This is a genomic window from Streptomyces sp. NPDC020898 (assembly GCF_044333925.1).
Classification (GTDB): Bacteria; Actinomycetota; Actinomycetes; order Streptomycetales; family Streptomycetaceae; genus Streptomyces.
This window is the reverse complement of the sequence record NZ_JBIRRV010000001.1, coordinates 225,683-244,235: the sequence shown is the minus strand read 5'-3', so window position 1 is coordinate 244,235 and position 18,553 is coordinate 225,683. Positions and strand designations below refer to the sequence as shown.

The window sequence follows — 18,553 nt, the reverse complement described above, 5'->3', positions numbered from 1 at the left end:
GTACGCGCATGGCACCCGCAGCCCGACACGGTGACGATGTCGTGTGCGCGGTGCGCGATCTCACCAAGACCTATCGGGCGGTACGCGGCCGGCGCGGTTCCCCCGGAACACCCGAGGTGCGGGCCACTGACGCCGTACTCCTGGACGTCCGGCGCGGTGAGATCTTCGGACTGCTGGGGCCGAACGGTGCCGGGAAGACGACCCTCGTACGGCAGATCACCGGCCTGATGCGCCCCGACAGTGGCAGCGTCGAGATCCTGGGCCACGACATCGTGCGCCACCCCGAGCGGGCCGCACGCATCCTCGCCTACCTCGGCCAGGAGTCCAGCGCCCTCGACGAGCTCACCGTGTCGCTCGCCGTCGAGACCACCGCGCGACTGCGCGGCCTGGAGGTACGGCAGGCCCGCTCGGAGCGGGACGCCGTGCTGGAGGAGCTGGGGCTCACGGCGCTGGCCGCCCGGCCCATCCGCAAGCTGTCCGGTGGACAGCGGCGGCTCGCCTGCTTCGCCACCGCGCTGGTCGGGGAACGGCCGCTGCTCGTCCTCGACGAACCGACGACCGGGATGGATCCGGTGGCCCGGCGGGCCGTGTGGTCGGCGGTCGACCGGCGGCGGGCCGAGCGCGGTACGACGGTGCTGCTGGTGACGCACAACGTGATCGAGGCGGAGACGGTGCTGGACCGGGTCGCCGTCCTCGACCGGGGGCGGGTGATCGCGTGCGACACCCCGGCCGGGCTGAAGGAGCAGGTGGCGGGCGAGGTCCGGGTCGACCTGGTCTGGCGCGAGTCGGCGCCCCTGCACGTTCCCGAGGTCGCCGCGCTGCGGGACCGGGCCGTCGAGTCGGGCCGCCGATGGACGTTGCGGCTGGCTCCCGAGGAGGCCCGCGCGGCCGTCGCCACGGTCACCGGCGGGGCCGCCTTCACCGCGCTGGACGACTTCACGCTGGCCACGCCGAGCCTGGAGGACGTGTATCTGGCGCTGGGGGGGAATGTGCAGGGGCTGGTGAAGACGTGAGCGGTGTGAGTGTGGGGGGCTTCCGGTCCGTACGTGTATGTGTGCGGATGGGGGAAGGGGCGGCTGTCGTGACCGGGACGAAGAGGAGCAGCTCGACGTGAGTGTCGTACCCGCCGAGGTGCTGCCGGGCAGTGCCCTGGCCGTGGAGAAGAAGCCCGCGCGCGGCGCGACGGCCGAGCTGGGACCGCGTACGCGGCTGTGGCCCGCGCTGGTCGCCGTGTACCGGGCGCAGCTGTCGAGGGCCCGGGTCGCGCGGATTCCGCTGCTGTTCGTGGCGACCTTCCAGTCCGTCGGGATCATGATCCTGATGCGGGGGGTCGTGGAGGGGGGCGGGGAGGCACGGGCTGTGGTCGCCGGTGCTTCTGTGCTTGTTGTTGCTTTTGTCGCGCTGAATCTCCTCGCTCAGTACTTCGGGCAGCTGAAGGCCAGTGGTGGGCTCGACCACTACGCGACGCTGCCGGTGCCGCCCGCGGCCGTGGTGCTGGGGGCCGCGGGGGCGTACGCCTCCTTCACGGTGCCGGGGACCGTCGTGACGGCGGTGTTCGGGTGCCTGCTGTACGGGCTGCCGCTGGCGCATCTGTGGGTGCTCGCCCTGGTGATCCCCCTGGCGGGGGCCGCGCTCGCCGGGCTCGGCGCCGCGTTCGGGCTGCTCGCGCCGCGGCCGGAACTGGCCACGCTGCTCGGGCAGTTGGGCATGTCGGCGGCGCTGCTGCTGGGTGTTCTGCCGGCGGAGCGGATGCCGGGGGTGGTGCGGTTCGCGCGCGATCTGCTGCCTTCGACGTACGGCGTGGAGGCCTTCGCCCGGACCTTCGGGCCCGACCCCGACTGGGCCTTCGTCTTCGGTGACCTCGCCGTGTGCGCCGGGGTCGGAGTGGTCTCGCTGGCTGTCGCGACCTGGGCGTACCGCCGGGCGGCCGTCCGGTGACGCGGCGCACAGACCGGCCTGGCACGATGTCAGAGTGACCGCACCGCTGACTCCGCCTCCGCCGCCGCACCAAGAGCCCTCGCACGAGCAGGACCCGCAGCCGCAGCACGGGCAGCCCTTGCAGCAGCAGCCCTCGCTCCAGAAGTCCTCGCTCCAGCACCCTGCGGACGGCCGGTCCTGGCAGTCCTGGCCGGAGTCGTCCCCGGGAAGCGGGTATGGACCGGCGTACGGACAGGACGGTCCCGGGATGAAGACCGAAATGCGGGAGGCCGCCGTCATCACGGTGGCGGTGGCGCTCGGTGGGGTGCTGCTCGGGCTGCTGTGGTGGTGGCTGGCGCCGAGTGTGCCGCTGGTCGGGGCCATCGTCGAGAACAGGTGGGGCGTGTACGTCAAGGACACCGAGGGCGAGCAGGCCATCGGGGTCGACGGAACGTTTACTCTGCTGGCCCTGGCGCTCGGGGCGGTGAGTGCGCTGGGAGTGTTCCTGGTGCGCCGGCGTGGGGGTGTGCCGCTGGTGGGGGCGCTGACTGTCGGAGGGCTGCTGGGGTCGGTGCTGGCGTGGCGGCTGGGGGTGTGGCTCGGTCCCGCCCAGGACGTGATCGCTCACGCGAAGGATGTGGGCGAGGGGGTCACGTTCATGGCGCCGCTCAAGTTGGGGGCGAAGGGGGCGTTGTTGGCGTGGCCGGTGGCGGCGCTGGTGGTGCATCTGGGGTTGACGGGGTTGTTCGGGCCGCGGGATCCGGAGCCGGAGGGGTTCGAGCGGGTGCCTCCGGCGTAAGGGGGGTGTGATTCGCCCCCGCCGCCCCTACCCGTCCCATCCCTGGGGCTGCCGCCCCAGACCCCGCTGTCGGCCCTGAACGGGCCTTGTCCTCAAACGCCGGACGGGCTGGAGATGCCGGCCCGGGCTTGAGAGGTACCGGCCGGGCTTGAGAGGTACCGGCCAGGCTTGAGAGGTACCGCCTGGGCTGGAGGAGCGGCGGGGGCGGGTAGGTGGGAAAGAAGCTGGGGACGGACGGGCCTTGTCCTCAGACGCCGGACGGGCTGAGATGCCGGGCCTTGTCCTCGAACGCCGGACGGCTGGATGGCGGGGGCCTATGCCGGGCGCCTTCCGTGGTTTGCTCGGCCCCTTCTTGTGCGCCACTTGCGCTTGCGGGTTTTCTTGGACATGTCCATCCTGCCTAGTCCAGGAGGGGACGTCCGTCGAGGGGCTAGGCGCGGGCGATGGGGGCGCGTACTGCCTGGGTGAGGCTGGTGAGGTCCCCGGGGGACAGTTCGACCTCCAGGCCCCGTCGGCCGGCCGAGACGCAGATCGTGGGGTGGGCGTCCGCCGAGGTGTCCAGGACCGTCTGGAGCTTCTTGCGCTGGCCCAGGGGGGAGATGCCGCCCCTGACGTAGCCGGTCGTGCGTTCCGCCAGGGTCGGGTCCGCCATGGACGCCCGTTTGCCCGACACCGCCGCCGCCAGTGCCTTCAGGTCCAGCTGGCCCGCCACCGGGACCACAGCGACCGTCAGCACCCCGTCCACGTCCGCCACCAGGGTCTTGAAGACGCGCTCCGGTGACACCCCCATGGCCTCGGCGGCCTCCTCGCCGTACGAGGGATGCGCGGGGTCGTGCTCGTACGCGTGCACCGTGTACGGGACGCCCGCCGCCGTCAGTGCCACCGTCGCCGGTGTGCCGCCCGACTGCTGTTGTTTCTGGCTCTTCGGCTTCTTCGCCATTCCCGGGTCCTGCTCCCCTCAGTTGAGGCTTGTCGGGCCGCGCGTCAGCTCCGACGCCGGCAGCGACGGGAGGTTGCGGATGATCGCCGTCTCCTTGCGCAGGAGCTTCAGTTCCTCGCGGAGACGGGACGCCGTGTCCGGAGCCTGGAGCAGGCGCTGCTTCGACGGGGTGTCCAGCATCATCGCCGCCGCCACCAGGTAGGAGACCACCGCCGGCTCGTCGGGGAGCTCGGCGCCGGTCGCCAGGGAGCGTTCCCGCGCGCCCGCCAGGCGCTTCTGGTACTGGCGGAAGGCCCGCAGGACACCCTCGGCCAGCGCGCCCGCCTCGTCGCCCGGGGACTCTGTCAGCTCCTCCAGCTCCGCCGTCAGGAACGGGCCCGACGCGTCCACCGACACCAGCCGTACCCGGGTCGTGCCGGTGGCCAGGACCTCGTACGTGCCATCCGCGCGTTCCCTGATCGTCGCCGCGTCCGCGACGCAGCCCACGGAGTGGAACGCCTTGACCGGGTCGTCGCCGAAGCCCGCCGCGGGCCCGCGGTCGGGCAGCGCCGTCCGGTCGGGCATGCCCTGTGCGCTGGGCGCCACCTCGTGGCCGTCGCGGATCGTCACGACGGCGAACCGGCGCGGTTCGTCCTCGGGGGTCTTCAGGAGTTCGCGCATCATGGCGCGATAGCGCTCCTCGAAGATGTTCAGCGGGAGGACGAGTCCCGGGAACAGCACCGAGTTGAGCGGGAAGAGCGGGAGCCGGACGGTGGTCACGACGGGAGAGCCTAATGGTCGCCGGAGTGTTCGCGTCCGCCGTGCCCACTCTGCGGATGCCCGGAACAGGCCGTACAGCGGGTGGCGGGCGCGTTCCGGCGGATCTCGTCGCGTGTTTCGAGGAACCGGCCGAGGGGGTCGTCCGAGAACCGCTCCCAGGGGAAGGACGTGGCGTACGGGCCGGTCAGACGCAGCTGGAGCAGCGCTTCCTGCCAGCGGCCGAGGCCGACCAGGACGTACGTCAGCAGATTGCGCAGCTCGGCCGGCCACGGGTCGGCCGCCTGGTGCGTCGCCGACAGGGCGATCGCGGTGTCGGCCGCCGCGTCCAGGCGGGCCCGGTCCACCACCGTCGTGCCGTCGCCCTCGGTCAGACAGGCGAAGGCCGCGTGCAGGGGCAGCGCCTGGACGAGCGAGCCGGGCGGTGCGTCCTGCGCGGCCCGCTCGGCGAAGTCGAAGCACTCGCGGTGCGGGCCCGGCCCGCCCGAGGACCGGAAGGGGCCCGTGGACAGGTACTGGAGCGCCGCCACATGGCAGCGGTAGTGGTGCGGGGAGCGGCGTACGGCCTCGCCCCAGAGCCTCTCGAACTCGCCGTGGCCCGCGTTGCTGCCCCGGGCCCGGTCCAGCGCGATGCGCCAGGGCACCGGGTCACGCGGGTCGCCCGCGGCGGCCGCCTCGACCAGCGGGCCGGTCTGGTGCAGGAGTTCGGCCCGGGCGGGGGACTCCCAGGCGCGGACGACCGCCAGCTCGGCGGCGACCACCAGCACGTCAGGGTCGTGCGGGGCGGCGGTGCGCCAGGACGTGAACCACTCGGCGCGGGAGTGGGCGAACGCGGCCAGCCCGGTCACGTACCGGTCGCGGTTCTCCCACTCCGCCGTGGCGCGGGTGGCGGCCAGTAGCTCGGCGGCGGGCCCGTACTCGCCCCGGCCCGCCGCGACGAGCGCGGGGCCGAGACGGGCGTCGGGCGCGTCGAGCAGTACCTCGTCGTCGACGGGCAGTCCGGCGGCGGTGAGGCGTGGAGACGGCGGAGTGTTTCGTTCCGTCCGGGTGACGCGGAGGAACGCACGCAGCGAAGCCATGGTGTCGACCATTGAAAGGCGCAGGTCGGGGCCGCGCCAGCCCAAATGCGCATCCTATTTTTAGTTGTACGGCCCGAGGTGAGGGGATGGTGAAGAAAAATGAACCCTGCTCAGTTTCTGCGCAGCGTCCGGGTCGCCCCCGCCGCCACCGTCGTGGCCAGGACCCAGCCCAGCATGATGATCACGGCGGCTAGCCACTGCCAGCCGCCGTTCAGCTGCCAGAAGCCGACCTGACCCAGGTCGATCACCGGGAGCAGCAGGTCGAGGGCGAAGAGGGAGGGGTTCCACGGCGGATGCTCCCCGCTCTTCAGCGGCGGATGACTCGCATGAGCGAACGCCACCGAACTCGCCGCCCACAGCACCGCCATCCATACGGCGGCCCGGCCGGGCCGGTACCCGTAGGCGACCGTCCAGTCCTGCACGTACCCCCACAGCTTGGCCGCCGCCGGCAGGGTCTCCCGGCGCCGGCGCTGCTTGGCGAGCAGCACCTCGCGCGCGTCCTCGTCCTCACCGCCGTTGCGCAGCACGGTGGCCAGCCGCTCGTACGGCTCCGGGCTGTACTCGGCGGTCGCCGCCGCCACCCATGCCAGCCGCTCCGCCGGCGGGAACGGCCCCTGCGGTACGAGGTTCTCGTATCCGAAGCCGCCCATGTGCAGGTTGCCCGGTCCCGGCCAACTGCTCGCCCGGTCCACCAGGTTGACGACCTTCGCGCCCGACAGCACCACCTTGCCGCGCTCCGGCCGCTCCCCGAGGAAGCGCAGCTCGGGCGTCTGCACCCGGCGCAGCGACAGCTCCTGCTCGTCGGTGAAGGTGAGACGGGCGCGTTCGAGGTCGACGGCGTCGCCGAAACGGCCGTCGTCCAGCCGGATGCCGCCCTGGCACTCGAAGCGCTGGATGCGTGTCCCGCGCGCGGGGGTCGTGCCACTGGTCAGGATCGGGTTCCAGACGCCCGCGGGGGTGAGGTACAGGGTGCGGCCCACGGTCAGCTGGGGGGCGTTGAGCGCGAGTCCCCCGTACGGGTTGGCGAGCTTGCTGCCGCGCAGGCTCAGCGAGACGCCGATCGTCGCCCCGCGCAGGCTCAGTTCCCCGTGCGACTCCAGCATCTCGGCCTGGAGGTCCTGCCCGACGCTCATCCCGTCCCCGGCGATCGAGCGCCCGCGCCGGTCCCGGTAGACGACGGCCTGGTTGAGCAGCAGGTCCGTACCGATGTGCGCGTCCGTGATCCGTATGCCGTTGTGGAAGCGGCAGCGGGGGAGGTGGAGGTCGCCCTCCGTGTGCAACCGCGCCGCCTCCAGCCGCGGCACCGAGCAGTTCACCAGCCGTACGGTCGTGAAGCGGGCCTCCGGCAGCAGGATCTCCTTCTCGAACCGGCAGCTCTTCAGCTCGACGTACGGCGCGACCGTGCCGCCCGCCAGATCCAGCGTGCCGTTGATCTGCACGCCGGTGAGCTTGAGGGACGCCACGCGTCCGGCGAGCGCCCGCGGGCTGTCCAGCAGCAGCCGGCACACGACGTGGGCCCGTACGGTCCGTTCCTCCCCCCAGGGATGCCCGCCGTGCGGATCGTCGACGACCCCGTTCCCGTTGCTCAGGTCGTACACGCTGCCGTCGCGGAAGGCCTGCCACATGCCTTGCTCGGCGGGGCTCAGATCGTCCGGCATGTCGTCGTCGGTGCGGATGCCGGCACCCTCAGTCACGACTTTTCCCACTCCTGTCCGTAGCTCTCCAGCGTTACCAGCGGGTTTCGTACAACCGTTCTGCCCGCTCAGTAACCCTCTGAACGCAAGACGTGAAGGTGATCTTCCAAGTTCCGGCCAGGGGTTTCGCAACGCTCTGTATCAGCCATTGATACGCGCGGACGGGTGCCGATCCCCGTCTGAGAGAATTGCCTCTGTGATCTCCCGAATCGATCTGCGCGGCGACGCCCTCCCCGAGGGACCCGCCCTGCGCGACCTGCTGCCCCGAGCCGACTTCGACGTCTCGGCCGCCCTGGAGAAGGTGCGTCCGATCTGCGAGGCCGTGCATCATCGGGGCGACGCGGCGCTGATCGACTTCGCCGAGAAGTTCGACGGCGTCCGGCTCAAGACCGTACGGGTGCCCGCCCAGGCCATCAGCGACGCGCTGGAGCAGCTCGACCCGGACGTCCGCGCGGCCCTGGAGGAGTCCATCCGGCGCGCCCGTCTCGTCCACCGCGAGCAGCGCCGTACGACGCACACGACCCAGGTCGTGCCCGGCGGCTCGGTCACCGAGAAGTGGGTGCCCGTCGACCGGGTCGGGCTGTACGCGCCCGGCGGCCGGTCCGTGTACCCGTCCTCCGTGATCATGAACGTGGTGCCCGCGCAGGAGGCGGGCGTCGAGTCCGTCGCTCTTGCCTCGCCCGCACAGGCCGAGTTCGACGGGCTGCCGCACCCCACCATCCTCGCCGCCTGCGCGCTGCTCGGCGTCGACGAGGTGTACGCGGCCGGGGGCGCCACCGCGGTCGCGATGTTCGCGTACGGCACCGAGTCCTGCCCGCCCGCCAACATGGTGACCGGCCCCGGCAACATCTGGGTCGCCGCCGCCAAGCGGTACTTCGCGGGGAAGATCGGCATCGACGCCGAGGCCGGCCCGACCGAGATCGCGATCCTCGCCGACGACACCGCCGACCCGGTGCACGTCGCCGCCGACCTGATCAGCCAGGCTGAGCACGACCCGCTGGCCGCCGCCGTCCTCGTCACGGACTCCCTGGCGCTCGCGGACGCGGTCGAGAAGGAGCTGGCCCCGCAGGTCGCGGCAAGCAAGCACATCGAGGACCGGATCGCCCCGGCGCTGGCCGGCCGGCAGTCCGCGATCGTCGTCGTGGACGGCGTGGAGGAGGGGCTGCGGGTCGTCAACGCGTACGGCGCCGAGCACCTGGAGATCCAGACGGCGGACGCCGCCGCGGTGGCCGACCGGGTGCGCAACGCCGGTGCGATCTTCGTCGGGCCCTGGGCGCCGGTCTCGCTCGGCGACTACGCGGCCGGGTCCAACCACGTCCTGCCGACCGGCGGCTGCGCCTGCCACTCCTCCGGTCTCTCCGTCCAGTCCTTCCTGCGCGGCATCCACATCGTCGACTACACGCGGGACGCGCTGGCCGACGTGGCGCATCACGTGGTCACGCTGGCGGAGGCGGAGGATCTGCCGGCGCACGGCGCGGCGGTCAAGGCGAGGTTTGTCGGAGACGAACAAATGTCGCGTGGATGGAAGGTTCCCCAGAGCAAGTGACCGGCATCGACGATCTTCCCGTACGGGACGAGCTGCGCGGCAAATCGCCGTACGGCGCGCCCCAACTCGACGTCCCCGTACGGCTGAACACCAACGAGAACCCCTACCCGCTGCCCGAGCCGCTCGTCGAGCGGATCGCCGAGCGGGTGCGCGAGGCGGCCCGGAACCTCAACCGCTACCCCGACCGGGACGCCGTGGAGCTGCGTACGCAGCTCGCCAAGTACCTCACCGACACCTCCGGCCATGAGGTCGGCCTCGCGAACGTCTGGGCCGCCAACGGGTCCAACGAGGTCATCCAGCAGCTGCTCCAGACCTTCGGCGGGCCCGGCCGTACCGCGATCGGCTTCGAGCCCTCGTACTCGATGCACGGGCTCATCGCGCGCGGGACGGGCACCGGCTGGATCTCCGGTCCCCGCAACGAGGACTTCACGATCGATCTCGCGGCGGCCGGGAAGGCCATCGCCGAGCACCGGCCGGACGTCGTGTTCATCACCACGCCCAACAACCCGACCGGGAACGCGGTCCCGCGCGAGACAGTCCTCGCGCTGTACGAGGCCGCACAGGCCGCCAAGCCGTCGATGGTCGTCGTCGACGAGGCGTACATCGAGTTCAGCCACGGCGACTCGCTGCTGCCCCTCATCGAAGGTCGGCCGAATCTCGTCGTCTCGCGGACGATGTCCAAGGCGTTCGGGGCGGCCGGACTGCGCCTCGGCTATCTCGCCGCGCACCCGGCCGTCGTCGACGCCGTACAGCTCGTACGGCTGCCCTACCACCTGTCGGCCGTGGCCCAGGCGACCGCCCTGGCCGCCCTGGAGTACACCGACACGCTGCTGAAGTACGTCGAGCAGCTGAAGGCCGAGCGGGACCGGCTGGTCGCCGAACTGCGCGCCATCGGGTTCGACGTCACCGAGTCCGACGCCAACTTCGTGCAGTTCGGCACGTTCGCGGACTCCCACACGGCCTGGCAGAAGATCCTCGACCAGGGTGTCCTGGTCCGGGACAACGGCGTACCGGGGTGGCTGCGGGTCTCCGCCGGAACCCCCGCCGAAAACGACGCGTTCCTCGACGCGGTACGCGAATTGAAGAAGGAGCAGGGCGAGTCATGAACCGCGTAGGGCGTGTTGAGCGCACCACCAAGGAGACGTCGGTCCTCGTCGAGATCAACCTCGACGGGTCCGGCAAGGTCGATGTGGCGACGGGCGTGGGCTTCTACGACCACATGCTCGACCAGCTCGGCCGGCACGGTCTGTTCGACCTGACCGTGAAGACCGAGGGCGACCTGCACATCGACTCGCACCACACCATCGAGGACACCGCCCTCGCCCTCGGCGCCGCCTTCAAGCAGGCCCTCGGCGACAAGGTGGGCATCTACCGCTTCGGCAACTGCACGGTCCCCCTGGACGAGTCCCTCGCCCAGGTGACGGTGGATCTCAGTGGCCGGCCCTACCTCGTGCACACCGAGCCCGAGAAGATGGCGCCGATGATCGGCGAGTACGACACGACGATGACCCGGCACATCCTGGAGTCCTTCGTCGCCCAGGCCCAGATCGCGCTGCACGTGCACGTGCCCTACGGGCGCAACGCGCACCACATCGTGGAGTGCCAGTTCAAGGCGCTCGCGCGGGCACTGCGCTACGCCAGCGAGCGGGACCCGCGCGCGGCCGGCATCCTGCCCTCCACGAAGGGTGCCCTCTAGCCATGAACGGCCTGTCCACCGTCCTGATCGTCGTCGGCCTCTTCCTGGTCGGCGGGATCATCTCCTTCGCCAAGCAGCAGATGCCGAAGAGCCTCATCGTGCTGCTCTCGATAGGTGCCGCGATGTGTCTGCTCGCCGGTGTCGTGAGGCTGGAGGTATGGAATTGAGCGCATCAGTGAAGGCGTCCAAGAAGGTCGTGGTCTTCGACTACGGCTTCGGGAACGTGAGGTCGGCCGAACGCGCTCTCGCGCGCGCGGGTGCCGACGTCGAGATAACGCGTGACTTCGACAAGGCCATGAACGCGGACGGCCTGCTGGTGCCCGGCGTCGGCGCCTTCGCCGCCTGTATGCAGGGCCTCAGAGAGGCGCGCGGCGACTGGATCGTCGGGCGTCGGCTGTCCGGCGGCCGTCCCGTGATGGGCATCTGCGTGGGCATGCAGATCCTCTTCGCGCGCGGTATCGAGCACGGCGTCGAGACCGAGGGCCTCGACGAGTGGCCCGGCTCGGTGGAGCCGCTCCAGGCCGACATCGTGCCCCACATGGGCTGGAACACCGTCGAGGCCCCGGCGGACTCCCAGCTCTTCGCGGGGCTGGACGCCGACGCGCGCTTCTACTTCGTCCACTCGTACGCTGTCCACGACTGGTCCCTGGAGACCACGAACCCGGCGATGCGGGCCCCCAAGGTCACCTGGTCGACGCACGGCAAGCCCTTCGTGGCCGCCGTCGAGAACGGGGCCCTGTGGGCCACCCAGTTCCACCCCGAGAAGTCCGGCGACGCCGGAGCGCAGCTGCTCACCAACTGGATCGGAACCCTGTAGACCATGGCCAAGCTCGAACTCCTCCCCGCCGTCGACGTCCGCGACGGCCAGGCCGTCCGTCTCGTGCACGGCGAGTCCGGTTCGGAGACCTCGTACGGCTCCCCCCTGGAAGCCGCCCTGGCCTGGCAGCGCTCGGGCGCCGAGTGGCTGCACCTGGTCGACCTGGACGCCGCCTTCGGCACCGGTGACAACCGCAAGCTGATCGCCGAGGTCGCCGGGGCGATGGACATCAAGGTGGAGCTGTCCGGCGGCATCCGCGACGACGAAACGCTGGCCGCCGCCCTGGCGACGGGCTGCACGCGCGTGAACCTCGGCACGGCCGCCCTGGAGACCCCGGAGTGGGTCGCCAAGATCATCGCCGAGCACGGCGACAAGATCGCGGTCGGTCTGGACGTACGGGGAACCACGCTCCGCGGACGCGGCTGGACCCGCGACGGCGGCGACCTCTACGAGACGCTGGCGCGCCTCGACGCCGAGGGCTGCGCGCGGTACGTGGTGACCGACATCGCCAAGGACGGCACGCTCCAGGGCCCCAACCTGGAGCTCCTGCGCAACGTCTGCGCGGTGACCGACCGCCCGGTCGTGGCCTCCGGCGGCGTCTCGTCCCTCGACGACCTGCGGGCCATCGCCGAGCTGGTTCCCCTCGGTGTCGAGGGCTCCATCGTCGGGAAGGCCCTCTACGCGAAGGCGTTCACCCTGGAAGAGGCCCTGGAGGCTGTGGCGTCATGACGTCCGATGCCGTGCGGCGCGTGCAGAGCGGGAGTCCCTGGGAGGAGTCCATCGGTTTCGCGCGCGCCGTCGCGGTGGGCGACCGCGTCCTGGTGGCGGGCACGACGTCCTTCAAGGGCAGCGTGCTGTACGGGGAGGGCGACCCCTACGAGCAGGCCAGGACGGCCTTCTCCACCGCTCTGGACGCGCTCGGGGAGTTCGGACTCGACGCCGGGTCCGTGGTCCTCACACGGATGTATCTGACCCATGCGCGGGACGTCGACGAGGTGGGGCGGGCCCACAAGGAACTCTTCGACACCGTACGACCCGTCTCGACCCTCCTGGTCGTACACGGGTTCGTCGACCCGCGCATCCTGGTCGAAGTGGAACTGGAAGCCTTCCGAGGCTAGAGGCATACACAGAGGAGCCGTGGATTCATGACCCTGGCGGTCCGAGTCATCCCCTGCCTGGACGTGGACAACGGCCGGGTCGTCAAGGGCGTCAATTTCCAGAACCTGCGCGACGCGGGCGACCCCGTCGAGATGGCCAAGGTGTACGACGCCGAGGGCGCCGACGAACTGACGTTCCTGGACATCACCGCCTCGTCGGGCAACCGCGAGACGACGTACGACGTGGTCCGCCGCACCGCCGAGCAGGTGTTCATCCCGCTCACCGTGGGCGGCGGGGTGCGCGCGGCCGAGGACGTCGACAAGCTGCTGCGGGCCGGCGCGGACAAGGTGGGCGTCAACACGGCGGCCATCGCGCGTCCCGACCTGATCCGCGAGATCGCCGAGCGGTTCGGCCGGCAGGTGCTGGTGCTGTCCGTGGACGCCAGGCGGACGGAGTCCGGGTCGTTCGAGGTGACCACCCACGGCGGCCGGCGCGGCACCGGCATCGACGCGGTGGAATGGGCGCACCGGGCCGCCGAACTGGGCGCCGGCGAGATCCTGCTCAACTCGATGGACGCGGACGGCACGAAGGACGGCTACGACATCGAGATGATCGAGGCCGTACGCAAGCATGTGAGCGTGCCGCTGATCGCCAGTGGGGGAGCGGGGCGGCTGGCCGACTTCCCGCCGGCCGTCGCGGCGGGGGCGGATGCTGTTCTGGCGGCTTCTGTCTTTCACTTCGGTGATCTGCGGATCGGTGAGGTGAAGGGGGCGCTGCGCGCGGCTGGGCACCCGGTGCGCTAGGCGCCGGGGGTGCGGTTCTTTGGCTGCGGCCCGGTGGGGGCTGGTCGCGCCCCGCGGCGGAGCCGCAGATAGATACAGCCCCGCGCCCCTGTCGGGGGGCGCTGCGCGCACCCCGACCAGGACTCAGATGCCCAGCTGTTTTGCTTCCTGGAGCTTGGTGATCGCGTCCTTGTCGCCTTCCAGTTCGACGTCGGCGACGTTCTGGCGGCCCAGGGCGAACAGGAGGAGTTCCGAGGGTTCGCCGGTCACCGTGACCACCGGGGTGCCGCGGTGGGCGACTGCCGTCTGGCCGTCCGGGCGGCGCAGCACCAGGCCGGTCGGGGCGCTGCGGCCCGTCAGGCGGGCGGTGCGCTCCAGGCGGGACCACAGGGCGTCCTGGAAGACCGGGTCCAGCTCGCGGGGCGTCCAGTCGGGGCGCGCCCGGCGCACGTCCTCCGTGTGGACGTAGAACTCGGTCGTGTTCGACGCCTCGTCCACCTGCTTCAGGGAGAACGGGGAGAAACGCGGCGGGCCGGTACGGATCAGCTGGATCAGCTCCTCGTACGGCTTGTCGGTGAACTCCGCCATCACCCGCTCCAGGCGGGCGCCGAGCTGCTTGATCAGCAGACCCCCGGCGGCGTCCGGGCGGCGCTCCCGCACCACCACGTGTGCGGCGAGGTCACGGGTCCGCCAGCCCTCGCACAGGGTCGGGGCGTCGGGACCCTCGGTCTCCAACAGATCGGCGAGCAGAAGTCGTTCACGCTTGGCATGGGTCGACATGCCAGCAAGCCTACGACTGCCGGTGAGGTCCGCCCAGTGGACACCCCGCCAGGAGTGTCAGTGGGGCGCGGCACAATGTCCTCATGACCAGCACGCCCCCGCCCAGCAGCCCCAGCCAGCCCGGTGGCCCCGGTTCCCTGGCCCCCGAGATCGCCGCGCGCCTCAAGCGCGGCGCCGACGGGCTCGTTCCCGCCATCGCCCAGCAGTACGACACCGGTGAGGTGCTCATGCTCGGCTGGATGGACGACGAGGCGCTGCACCGGACCCTGACCACCGGCCGCTGCACCTACTGGTCGCGCAGCCGCCAGGAGTACTGGGTCAAGGGCGATACCTCCGGCCACTTCCAGCATGTGAAGTCCGTCGCCCTCGACTGCGACGCCGACACCGTGCTCGTCAAGGTCGACCAGGTCGGCGCCGCCTGCCACACCGGTGCGCGGAACTGCTTCGACGCCGACGTCGTGCTCGACGTGTCGTTCGAGGACGCCGATTCCGGCGTCCTCCCGCAGGGTCAGTAAGGTCAGCCGCCATGGACCTCGAGACCTTCCGCAAGCTGGCCACCGACCGGCGCGTCATCCCCGTCACCCGCAAGCTCCTCGCCGACGGCGACACCCCGGTCGCGCTCTACCGCAAGCTCGCCGCCGAGCGCCCCGGCACCTTCCTGCTGGAGTCCGCCGAGAACGGTCTCTCCTGGTCCCGCTACTCCTTCGTCGGCGTCCGCTCCAGCGCCACCCTCACGGCCCGTGACGGCGAGGCCCACTGGCTCGGCACTCCGCCCGTCGGCGTGCCCGTCGAGGGCGACCCGCTCGCCGCGCTGCGCGCCACCATCGAGACCCTCCACACGCCCCACCAGGAGGGCCTGCCGCCCTTCACCGGCGGCATGGTCGGCTACCTCGGCTACGACATCGTGCGCCGTCTGGAGAAGATCGGCCCCGGCGAGCGCGACGACCTCAAGCTGCCCGAGCTGACGATGCTGCTCACCAGCGATCTGGCCGTCATGGACCACTGGGAGGGCTCGGTCCTGCTGATCGCCAACGCGATCAACCACAACGACCTCGACACCGGCGTCGACGAGTCCTACGCCGACGCTGTGGCCCGCCTCGACGCCATGCAGGCCGACCTCGCGCGCGCGGTCTCCCAGCCGCCCGCCCAGCTCCCGCCCTCCGAACTCCCCGAGTACACGGCCCTGTGGGGCGGCCCCGACTACCAGGTGGCCGTCGAGGACATCAAGGAGCGCATCCGGGCTGGGGAGGCCTTCCAGGTGGTCCCCTCCCAGCGCTTCGAAACACCGTGCACGGCAAGCGCGTTGGACGTGTACAGGGTTCTGAGGGCGACCAATCCCTCCCCCTACATGTACCTGTTCCGCTTCGACGGGTTCGACGTCGTCGGATCGTCCCCCGAGGCCCTCGTCAAGGTCGAGGACGGGCGCGCGATGGTCCACCCCATCGCGGGCACCCGGCACCGCGGGGCCACCCCGCAGGAGGACCAGGCCCTCGCCGAGGAACTCCTCGCCGACCCCAAGGAGCGCGCCGAGCACCTCATGCTCGTCGACCTAGGGCGCAACGACCTCGGCCGGGTCTGCGAGCCCGGCTCCGTCGAGGTCGTCGACTTCATGTCCGTCGAGCGGTACTCGCACGTCATGCACATCGTCTCGACCGTCACAGGCCGCGTGGCGCCCGGCCGCACCGCCTTCGACGTCCTGACGGCCTGCTTCCCGGCCGGCACGCTCTCCGGAGCGCCCAAGCCGCGCGCGATGCAGATCATCGACGAACTGGAGCCGTCCAGGCGCGGGTTGTACGGCGGCGCCGTCGGCTATCTCGACTTCGCGGGCGACTCCGACACCGCCATCGCCATCCGCACGGCCCTCCTGCGCGACGGCACGGCGTACGTCCAGGCGGGCGCCGGCGTCGTCGCCGACTCCGACCCGGTCGCCGAGGACAACGAGTGCCGCAACAAGGCGGCGGCGGTCCTGCGCGCGGTCCACACGGCGAACCGGCTCGGCCAGTAGGCGGTTTCCGGCCCCCGGGTGTCCGAATGGGGCGCTTCTCACGCAACCCCGGGTGCCGGTTCGCCCGGGGTTCAGGCGATAGTGGGGTACGTGACTGCCGTACCCGTACCTTCCGCTCGTTCCGAAGCCCCCCTTCCCGGCCGGGCCGGCCGCCTCAGCCTCGCCGTCGCCCTGCTGGCCGGTGCGCTCGGCGCGGCCGTCGCGCTGCTCGCCACCCGGCAGCGCTGGTCGGAAGGGAGCGCGACGGTTGCCGGCGGCGACTTCCCGCTGACCGCCACGGGCAGCGACGTCACGGGCGTGCCCGCGGCCCTCGCGATAGTGGGCCTCGCCGCGCTGGTCGCCGTCTTCGCCGTCCGTCACTCCGGCCGGCTGCTGGTCGCCGCGCTGCTCGCGCTCTCCGGCGCCGGCACGGTCGCCGCAGCCGTCCTCGGCGCCTCCGACAGCTCCGCGCTCGACGAGAAGGCCGCCAGGACCACCGGCGACACCGCGGCCACCGTGCACGCCCTCAGCCACACCGCCTGGCCGTACGCGGCCGCCGTCGGCGGTGCGCTGATCCTCCTCGCCGGCCTGCTCGCCCTGCGCTACGGCCGCCTGTGGCCCACCATGTCCGGGCGGTACGAGCGGAGCGGCGCCCCCCGTCCGCGTCGCCGGGCGGCGGCCGTCGATCCCGAGCGGCCCGAGGAGATCTGGAAGGCGCTCGACCGGGGCGAGGACCCGACGGGCGCATAGCCGTCCGGGCGTATCGCTGGGCCGACCCCCGGGATCCCGCACGCGCGCGCGTGCGGGACAATGGACGACGAGCTTCCGGCTCACCACGTCCTGCATTCAACAACCAGCAACTCAGCAACGAGGAGCAAGTCATGGCGGGCACTAGCCACGGTCACACTCTGGCCGCCTGGACCGGCGTCACCATCGCCATCATCGGTTTCTGCGTATCGGGTGCCTTCATGGTGATGGCCGAGCCGATGGGCTTCTGGGGCGGCATGGTGATCGTGGTCCTCGGCGGTGTCGTCGGCTGGATCATGGCCGCCATGGGCCTCGGTAAGCAGAAGCCGACCACCCAGGGTCGCCAGGGCCACAAGGTCGCGGGAGAACCGGCGGGCGTCGAGAGCTGAACCCCACCGCGGGGACGGTTTTCGGACTGGCAGGGGCGGCCCGGCGACAACGCCGGGTCCGCCCCTCGCGCGTGTACGCCCCGCAGGGGGCAGAATGCGTGGGGTGAACACCGAGCGGGCTCAGCAGGGCGTGTCGTCGGGTGTCGGTGCCGTCGTGGGACGGGTGGCCGTGCCCGCAGGGGTGCTCGCGGCCGTCGGCGGGGCCTTCACGTATGTCGCAGCCGTCGACCCGAACGAACCCGGGCACTACCCGGTGTGCCCGCTCCTGCGCCTCACCGGCGTGTACTGCCCCGGCTGCGGCGGTCTGCGCAGCGCGTACGCCTTCGTGCACGGGGACTGGCCGGCGGCCCTCGGGGCCAACGCGCTCGCCGTGGCGGGCTTCGTGGCCTTCGCCGTCGTATGGACCGTCTGGGTGGTTCGCGCGGTGCGCGGACGGCCGATGCGGATCGAGCTCGGGCCGGTGCAGCTGTGGAGCCTGGGGTTGTTGCTGCTGGTCTTCACGGTTGTCCGGAACCTGCCGTTCGGTGGCTGGCTCCGGCCTTGATCAAATGGTGAATGTCCAGGTAGTGGGACCGGCGTCAACCGGATGTGAGGCCCGAGCCTTCCTCCGGATACCATCGCAGTGACCAGCTTTGACAGTTTTGACAGCTTCAATGGTGTGAATGGCTTGAACAGTCAATCGCCTACCGTCTGAAAGGGGGCCGCTCGCGTGAGTGTGCTCGACGAGATCATCGACGGAGTCCGTGCCGACCTCGCGGAGCGGCAGGCGCGCGTCAGCCTCGACGAGCTCAAGGAGCGCGCGGCGAAGGCTCCCGCGGCCAAGGACGGGGTCGCCGCACTGCGCGGCGACGGCGTCAAGGTCATCTGCGAGGTCAAGCGGTCCAGCCCGTCCAAGGGCGCCCTGGCGGCGATCGCCGACCCGGCGGCCCTCGCGGGGGACTACGAGGCGGGCGGCGCGGCCGTCATCTCCGTCCTCACCGAACAGCGCCGCTTCGGCGGCTCGCTGGCCGACCTGGAGGCGGTGCGCGCCCGGGTGGACATCCCGGTGCTGCGCAAGGACTTCATCGTCACGTCGTACCAGCTGTGGGAGGCGCGGGCGTACGGTGCCGATCTGGCCCTGCTGATCGTCTCGGCCCTCGACCAGCCGGCCCTGGAGTCCCTCATCGAGCGCGCCGAGTCGATCGGGCTCACCCCGATCGTCGAGGTGCACGACGAGGACGAGGTCGAGCGGGCGGTGGACGCGGGGGCCCGGATCATCGGCGTCAACGCGCGCAACCTGAAGACCCTTGAGGTCGACCGCGCCACGTTCGAGCGGGTCGCCCCCGAGATCCCCGACAGCATCGTCAAGATCGCCGAGTCCGGTATCCGTGGCCCGCACGACCTGATCGCCTACGCCAACGCCGGCGCCGACGCGGTTCTGGTCGGCGAGTCGCTCGTCACCGGGCGCGATCCCAAGTCCGCGGTGTCCGATCTCGTGGCGGCGGGCGAGCATCCCGCACTTCGGCACGGCCGCGGCTGATCTCCCGCTA

General features: G+C 71.4%; 22 protein-coding genes. 17 read left to right on the top strand and 5 right to left on the bottom strand.

Features of this window, described 5'->3' with window-relative positions; translation table 11 throughout:
• The first annotated feature begins 41 nt into the window (after positions 1 to 41).
• The 3 genes from ACH4TV_RS01115 to ACH4TV_RS01105 all read left to right on the top strand — a co-directional run bounded on the left by ACH4TV_RS01115 (position 42) and on the right by ACH4TV_RS01105 (position 2,716).
• Positions 42 to 1,013: an ABC transporter ATP-binding protein gene (locus ACH4TV_RS01115; protein ID WP_398395291.1), complete on the top strand. Its 972-nt coding sequence runs from the start codon at positions 42 to 44 to the stop codon at positions 1,011 to 1,013.
• Positions 1,014 to 1,110: 97 nt separating this feature from the next.
• On the top strand, positions 1,111 to 1,938 hold the full coding sequence (locus ACH4TV_RS01110; RefSeq protein WP_398392924.1) for an ABC transporter permease: 828 nt from the start codon (positions 1,111 to 1,113) through the stop codon (positions 1,936 to 1,938).
• A 34-nt stretch (positions 1,939 to 1,972) separates the two neighbouring features.
• A complete protein-coding gene (locus tag ACH4TV_RS01105) occupies positions 1,973 to 2,716 on the top strand; it encodes a hypothetical protein (RefSeq protein WP_398392922.1) in 744 nt (247 codons plus the stop codon).
• A 430-nt stretch (positions 2,717 to 3,146) separates the two neighbouring features.
• Here the strand turns inward: ACH4TV_RS01105 and ybaK are convergent, their stop codons facing one another.
• The 4 genes from ybaK to ACH4TV_RS01085 form a co-directional block, all read right to left on the bottom strand.
• Positions 3,147 to 3,656 carry a Cys-tRNA(Pro) deacylase gene (gene ybaK, locus ACH4TV_RS01100; protein ID WP_398392920.1) on the bottom strand — a complete coding sequence of 170 codons (510 nt, stop codon included), beginning with the start codon at positions 3,654 to 3,656 and terminating at the stop codon, positions 3,147 to 3,149.
• A gap of 18 nt (positions 3,657 to 3,674) precedes the next feature.
• A complete protein-coding gene (locus ACH4TV_RS01095) occupies positions 3,675 to 4,415 on the bottom strand; it encodes an LON peptidase substrate-binding domain-containing protein (RefSeq protein WP_398392918.1) in 741 nt (246 codons plus the stop codon).
• Between the two features lie 11 nt (positions 4,416 to 4,426).
• Entirely contained in the window at positions 4,427 to 5,503 is a 1,077-nt protein-coding gene (locus ACH4TV_RS01090) for a hypothetical protein (RefSeq protein WP_398395289.1), read from the bottom strand.
• 98 nt (positions 5,504 to 5,601) lie between these two features.
• Complete coding sequence (locus tag ACH4TV_RS01085) at positions 5,602 to 7,185, bottom strand: oxidoreductase (RefSeq protein WP_398392916.1); 1,584 nt, start codon at positions 7,183 to 7,185, stop codon at positions 5,602 to 5,604.
• A 196-nt stretch (positions 7,186 to 7,381) separates the two neighbouring features.
• On the opposite strand from ACH4TV_RS01085, the gene hisD reads away from it, so the two are divergent.
• The 8 genes from hisD to hisF are packed head-to-tail and all read left to right on the top strand — an operon-like array spanning position 7,382 to position 13,145.
• Positions 7,382 to 8,731 (top strand): histidinol dehydrogenase, encoded by a 1,350-nt coding sequence (gene hisD, locus ACH4TV_RS01080; protein WP_398392914.1) that lies wholly within the window; start codon positions 7,382 to 7,384, stop codon positions 8,729 to 8,731.
• On the top strand, positions 8,728 to 9,837 hold the full coding sequence (locus ACH4TV_RS01075; RefSeq protein ID WP_398392912.1) for a histidinol-phosphate transaminase: 1,110 nt from the start codon (positions 8,728 to 8,730) through the stop codon (positions 9,835 to 9,837). The genes hisD and ACH4TV_RS01075 overlap by 4 nt, the downstream gene beginning before the upstream one ends.
• Entirely contained in the window at positions 9,834 to 10,427 is a 594-nt protein-coding gene (hisB, locus tag ACH4TV_RS01070; protein ID WP_398392910.1) for an imidazoleglycerol-phosphate dehydratase HisB, read from the top strand. Before ACH4TV_RS01075 ends, hisB begins: the two co-directional genes overlap by 4 nt.
• A 2-nt stretch (positions 10,428 to 10,429) precedes the next feature.
• Entirely contained in the window at positions 10,430 to 10,594 is a 165-nt protein-coding gene (locus ACH4TV_RS01065; protein ID WP_365277555.1) for a hypothetical protein, read from the top strand.
• Positions 10,585 to 11,244: an imidazole glycerol phosphate synthase subunit HisH gene (hisH, locus tag ACH4TV_RS01060; RefSeq protein ID WP_398392908.1), complete on the top strand. Its 660-nt coding sequence runs from the start codon at positions 10,585 to 10,587 to the stop codon at positions 11,242 to 11,244. Before ACH4TV_RS01065 ends, hisH begins: the two co-directional genes overlap by 10 nt.
• 3 nt (positions 11,245 to 11,247) lie before the next feature.
• The gene (gene priA, locus ACH4TV_RS01055; RefSeq protein WP_398392906.1) at positions 11,248 to 11,973 is read left to right on the top strand and encodes a bifunctional 1-(5-phosphoribosyl)-5-((5-phosphoribosylamino)methylideneamino)imidazole-4-carboxamide isomerase/phosphoribosylanthranilate isomerase PriA; all 726 of its coding nucleotides are present in this window, start codon (positions 11,248 to 11,250) and stop codon (positions 11,971 to 11,973) included.
• Positions 11,970 to 12,362 (top strand): RidA family protein, encoded by a 393-nt coding sequence (locus ACH4TV_RS01050; RefSeq protein ID WP_398392904.1) that lies wholly within the window; start codon positions 11,970 to 11,972, stop codon positions 12,360 to 12,362. The genes priA and ACH4TV_RS01050 overlap by 4 nt, the downstream gene beginning before the upstream one ends.
• Before the next feature lie 27 nt (positions 12,363 to 12,389).
• The gene (hisF, locus tag ACH4TV_RS01045) at positions 12,390 to 13,145 is read left to right on the top strand and encodes an imidazole glycerol phosphate synthase subunit HisF (protein WP_398392902.1); all 756 of its coding nucleotides are present in this window, start codon (positions 12,390 to 12,392) and stop codon (positions 13,143 to 13,145) included.
• Positions 13,146 to 13,268: 123 nt separating this feature from the next.
• On the opposite strand, the gene ACH4TV_RS01040 is transcribed toward hisF, so the two are convergent.
• The gene (locus ACH4TV_RS01040) at positions 13,269 to 13,904 is read right to left on the bottom strand and encodes a TIGR03085 family metal-binding protein (protein ID WP_398392900.1); all 636 of its coding nucleotides are present in this window, start codon (positions 13,902 to 13,904) and stop codon (positions 13,269 to 13,271) included.
• Between the two features lie 83 nt (positions 13,905 to 13,987).
• Here ACH4TV_RS01040 and hisI point away from each other — a divergent pair, with 83 nt between their 5' ends.
• The 6 genes from hisI (at position 13,988) to trpC (ending at position 18,543) form a co-directional block, all read left to right on the top strand.
• Positions 13,988 to 14,419: a phosphoribosyl-AMP cyclohydrolase gene (gene hisI, locus ACH4TV_RS01035; RefSeq protein ID WP_398392898.1), complete on the top strand. Its 432-nt coding sequence runs from the start codon at positions 13,988 to 13,990 to the stop codon at positions 14,417 to 14,419.
• Between the two features lie 11 nt (positions 14,420 to 14,430).
• Positions 14,431 to 15,909: an anthranilate synthase component I gene (locus ACH4TV_RS01030; RefSeq protein ID WP_398392896.1), complete on the top strand. Its 1,479-nt coding sequence runs from the start codon at positions 14,431 to 14,433 to the stop codon at positions 15,907 to 15,909.
• 81 nt (positions 15,910 to 15,990) lie between these two features.
• Positions 15,991 to 16,638, top strand: a complete 648-nt coding sequence (locus ACH4TV_RS01025; protein WP_398392894.1) for a TIGR02234 family membrane protein — start codon at positions 15,991 to 15,993, stop codon at positions 16,636 to 16,638.
• 131 nt (positions 16,639 to 16,769) lie between these two features.
• Complete coding sequence (locus ACH4TV_RS01020) at positions 16,770 to 17,024, top strand: HGxxPAAW family protein (protein WP_398392892.1); 255 nt, start codon at positions 16,770 to 16,772, stop codon at positions 17,022 to 17,024.
• Positions 17,025 to 17,118: 94 nt separating this feature from the next.
• A complete protein-coding gene (locus tag ACH4TV_RS01015) occupies positions 17,119 to 17,568 on the top strand; it encodes a DUF2752 domain-containing protein (RefSeq protein ID WP_398392890.1) in 450 nt (149 codons plus the stop codon).
• A gap of 165 nt (positions 17,569 to 17,733) precedes the next feature.
• Positions 17,734 to 18,543, top strand: a complete 810-nt coding sequence (trpC, locus tag ACH4TV_RS01010; RefSeq protein ID WP_398392888.1) for an indole-3-glycerol phosphate synthase TrpC — start codon at positions 17,734 to 17,736, stop codon at positions 18,541 to 18,543.
• The last annotated feature ends 10 nt before the right edge of the window (positions 18,544 to 18,553 follow it).

Coding starts and splice junctions, on each gene's coding strand:
- hisB (WP_398392910.1), top strand. CDS start 9,834: ATGAACCGCGTAGGGCGTGTTGAGCGCACCACCAAGGAGACGTCGGTC.
- ACH4TV_RS01040 (WP_398392900.1), bottom strand. CDS start 13,904: ATGTCGACCCATGCCAAGCGTGAACGACTTCTGCTCGCCGATCTGTTG.
- ACH4TV_RS01015 (WP_398392890.1), top strand. CDS start 17,119: ATGCGTGGGGTGAACACCGAGCGGGCTCAGCAGGGCGTGTCGTCGGGT.
- ybaK (WP_398392920.1), bottom strand. CDS start 3,656: ATGGCGAAGAAGCCGAAGAGCCAGAAACAACAGCAGTCGGGCGGCACA.
- ACH4TV_RS01020 (WP_398392892.1), top strand. CDS start 16,770: ATGGCGGGCACTAGCCACGGTCACACTCTGGCCGCCTGGACCGGCGTC.
- ACH4TV_RS01050 (WP_398392904.1), top strand. CDS start 11,970: ATGACGTCCGATGCCGTGCGGCGCGTGCAGAGCGGGAGTCCCTGGGAG.
- ACH4TV_RS01030 (WP_398392896.1), top strand. CDS start 14,431: ATGGACCTCGAGACCTTCCGCAAGCTGGCCACCGACCGGCGCGTCATC.
- ACH4TV_RS01090 (WP_398395289.1), bottom strand. CDS start 5,503: ATGGTCGACACCATGGCTTCGCTGCGTGCGTTCCTCCGCGTCACCCGG.
- hisF (WP_398392902.1), top strand. CDS start 12,390: ATGACCCTGGCGGTCCGAGTCATCCCCTGCCTGGACGTGGACAACGGC.
- priA (WP_398392906.1), top strand. CDS start 11,248: ATGGCCAAGCTCGAACTCCTCCCCGCCGTCGACGTCCGCGACGGCCAG.
- ACH4TV_RS01065 (WP_365277555.1), top strand. CDS start 10,430: ATGAACGGCCTGTCCACCGTCCTGATCGTCGTCGGCCTCTTCCTGGTC.
- hisH (WP_398392908.1), top strand. CDS start 10,585: ATGGAATTGAGCGCATCAGTGAAGGCGTCCAAGAAGGTCGTGGTCTTC.
- hisI (WP_398392898.1), top strand. CDS start 13,988: ATGACCAGCACGCCCCCGCCCAGCAGCCCCAGCCAGCCCGGTGGCCCC.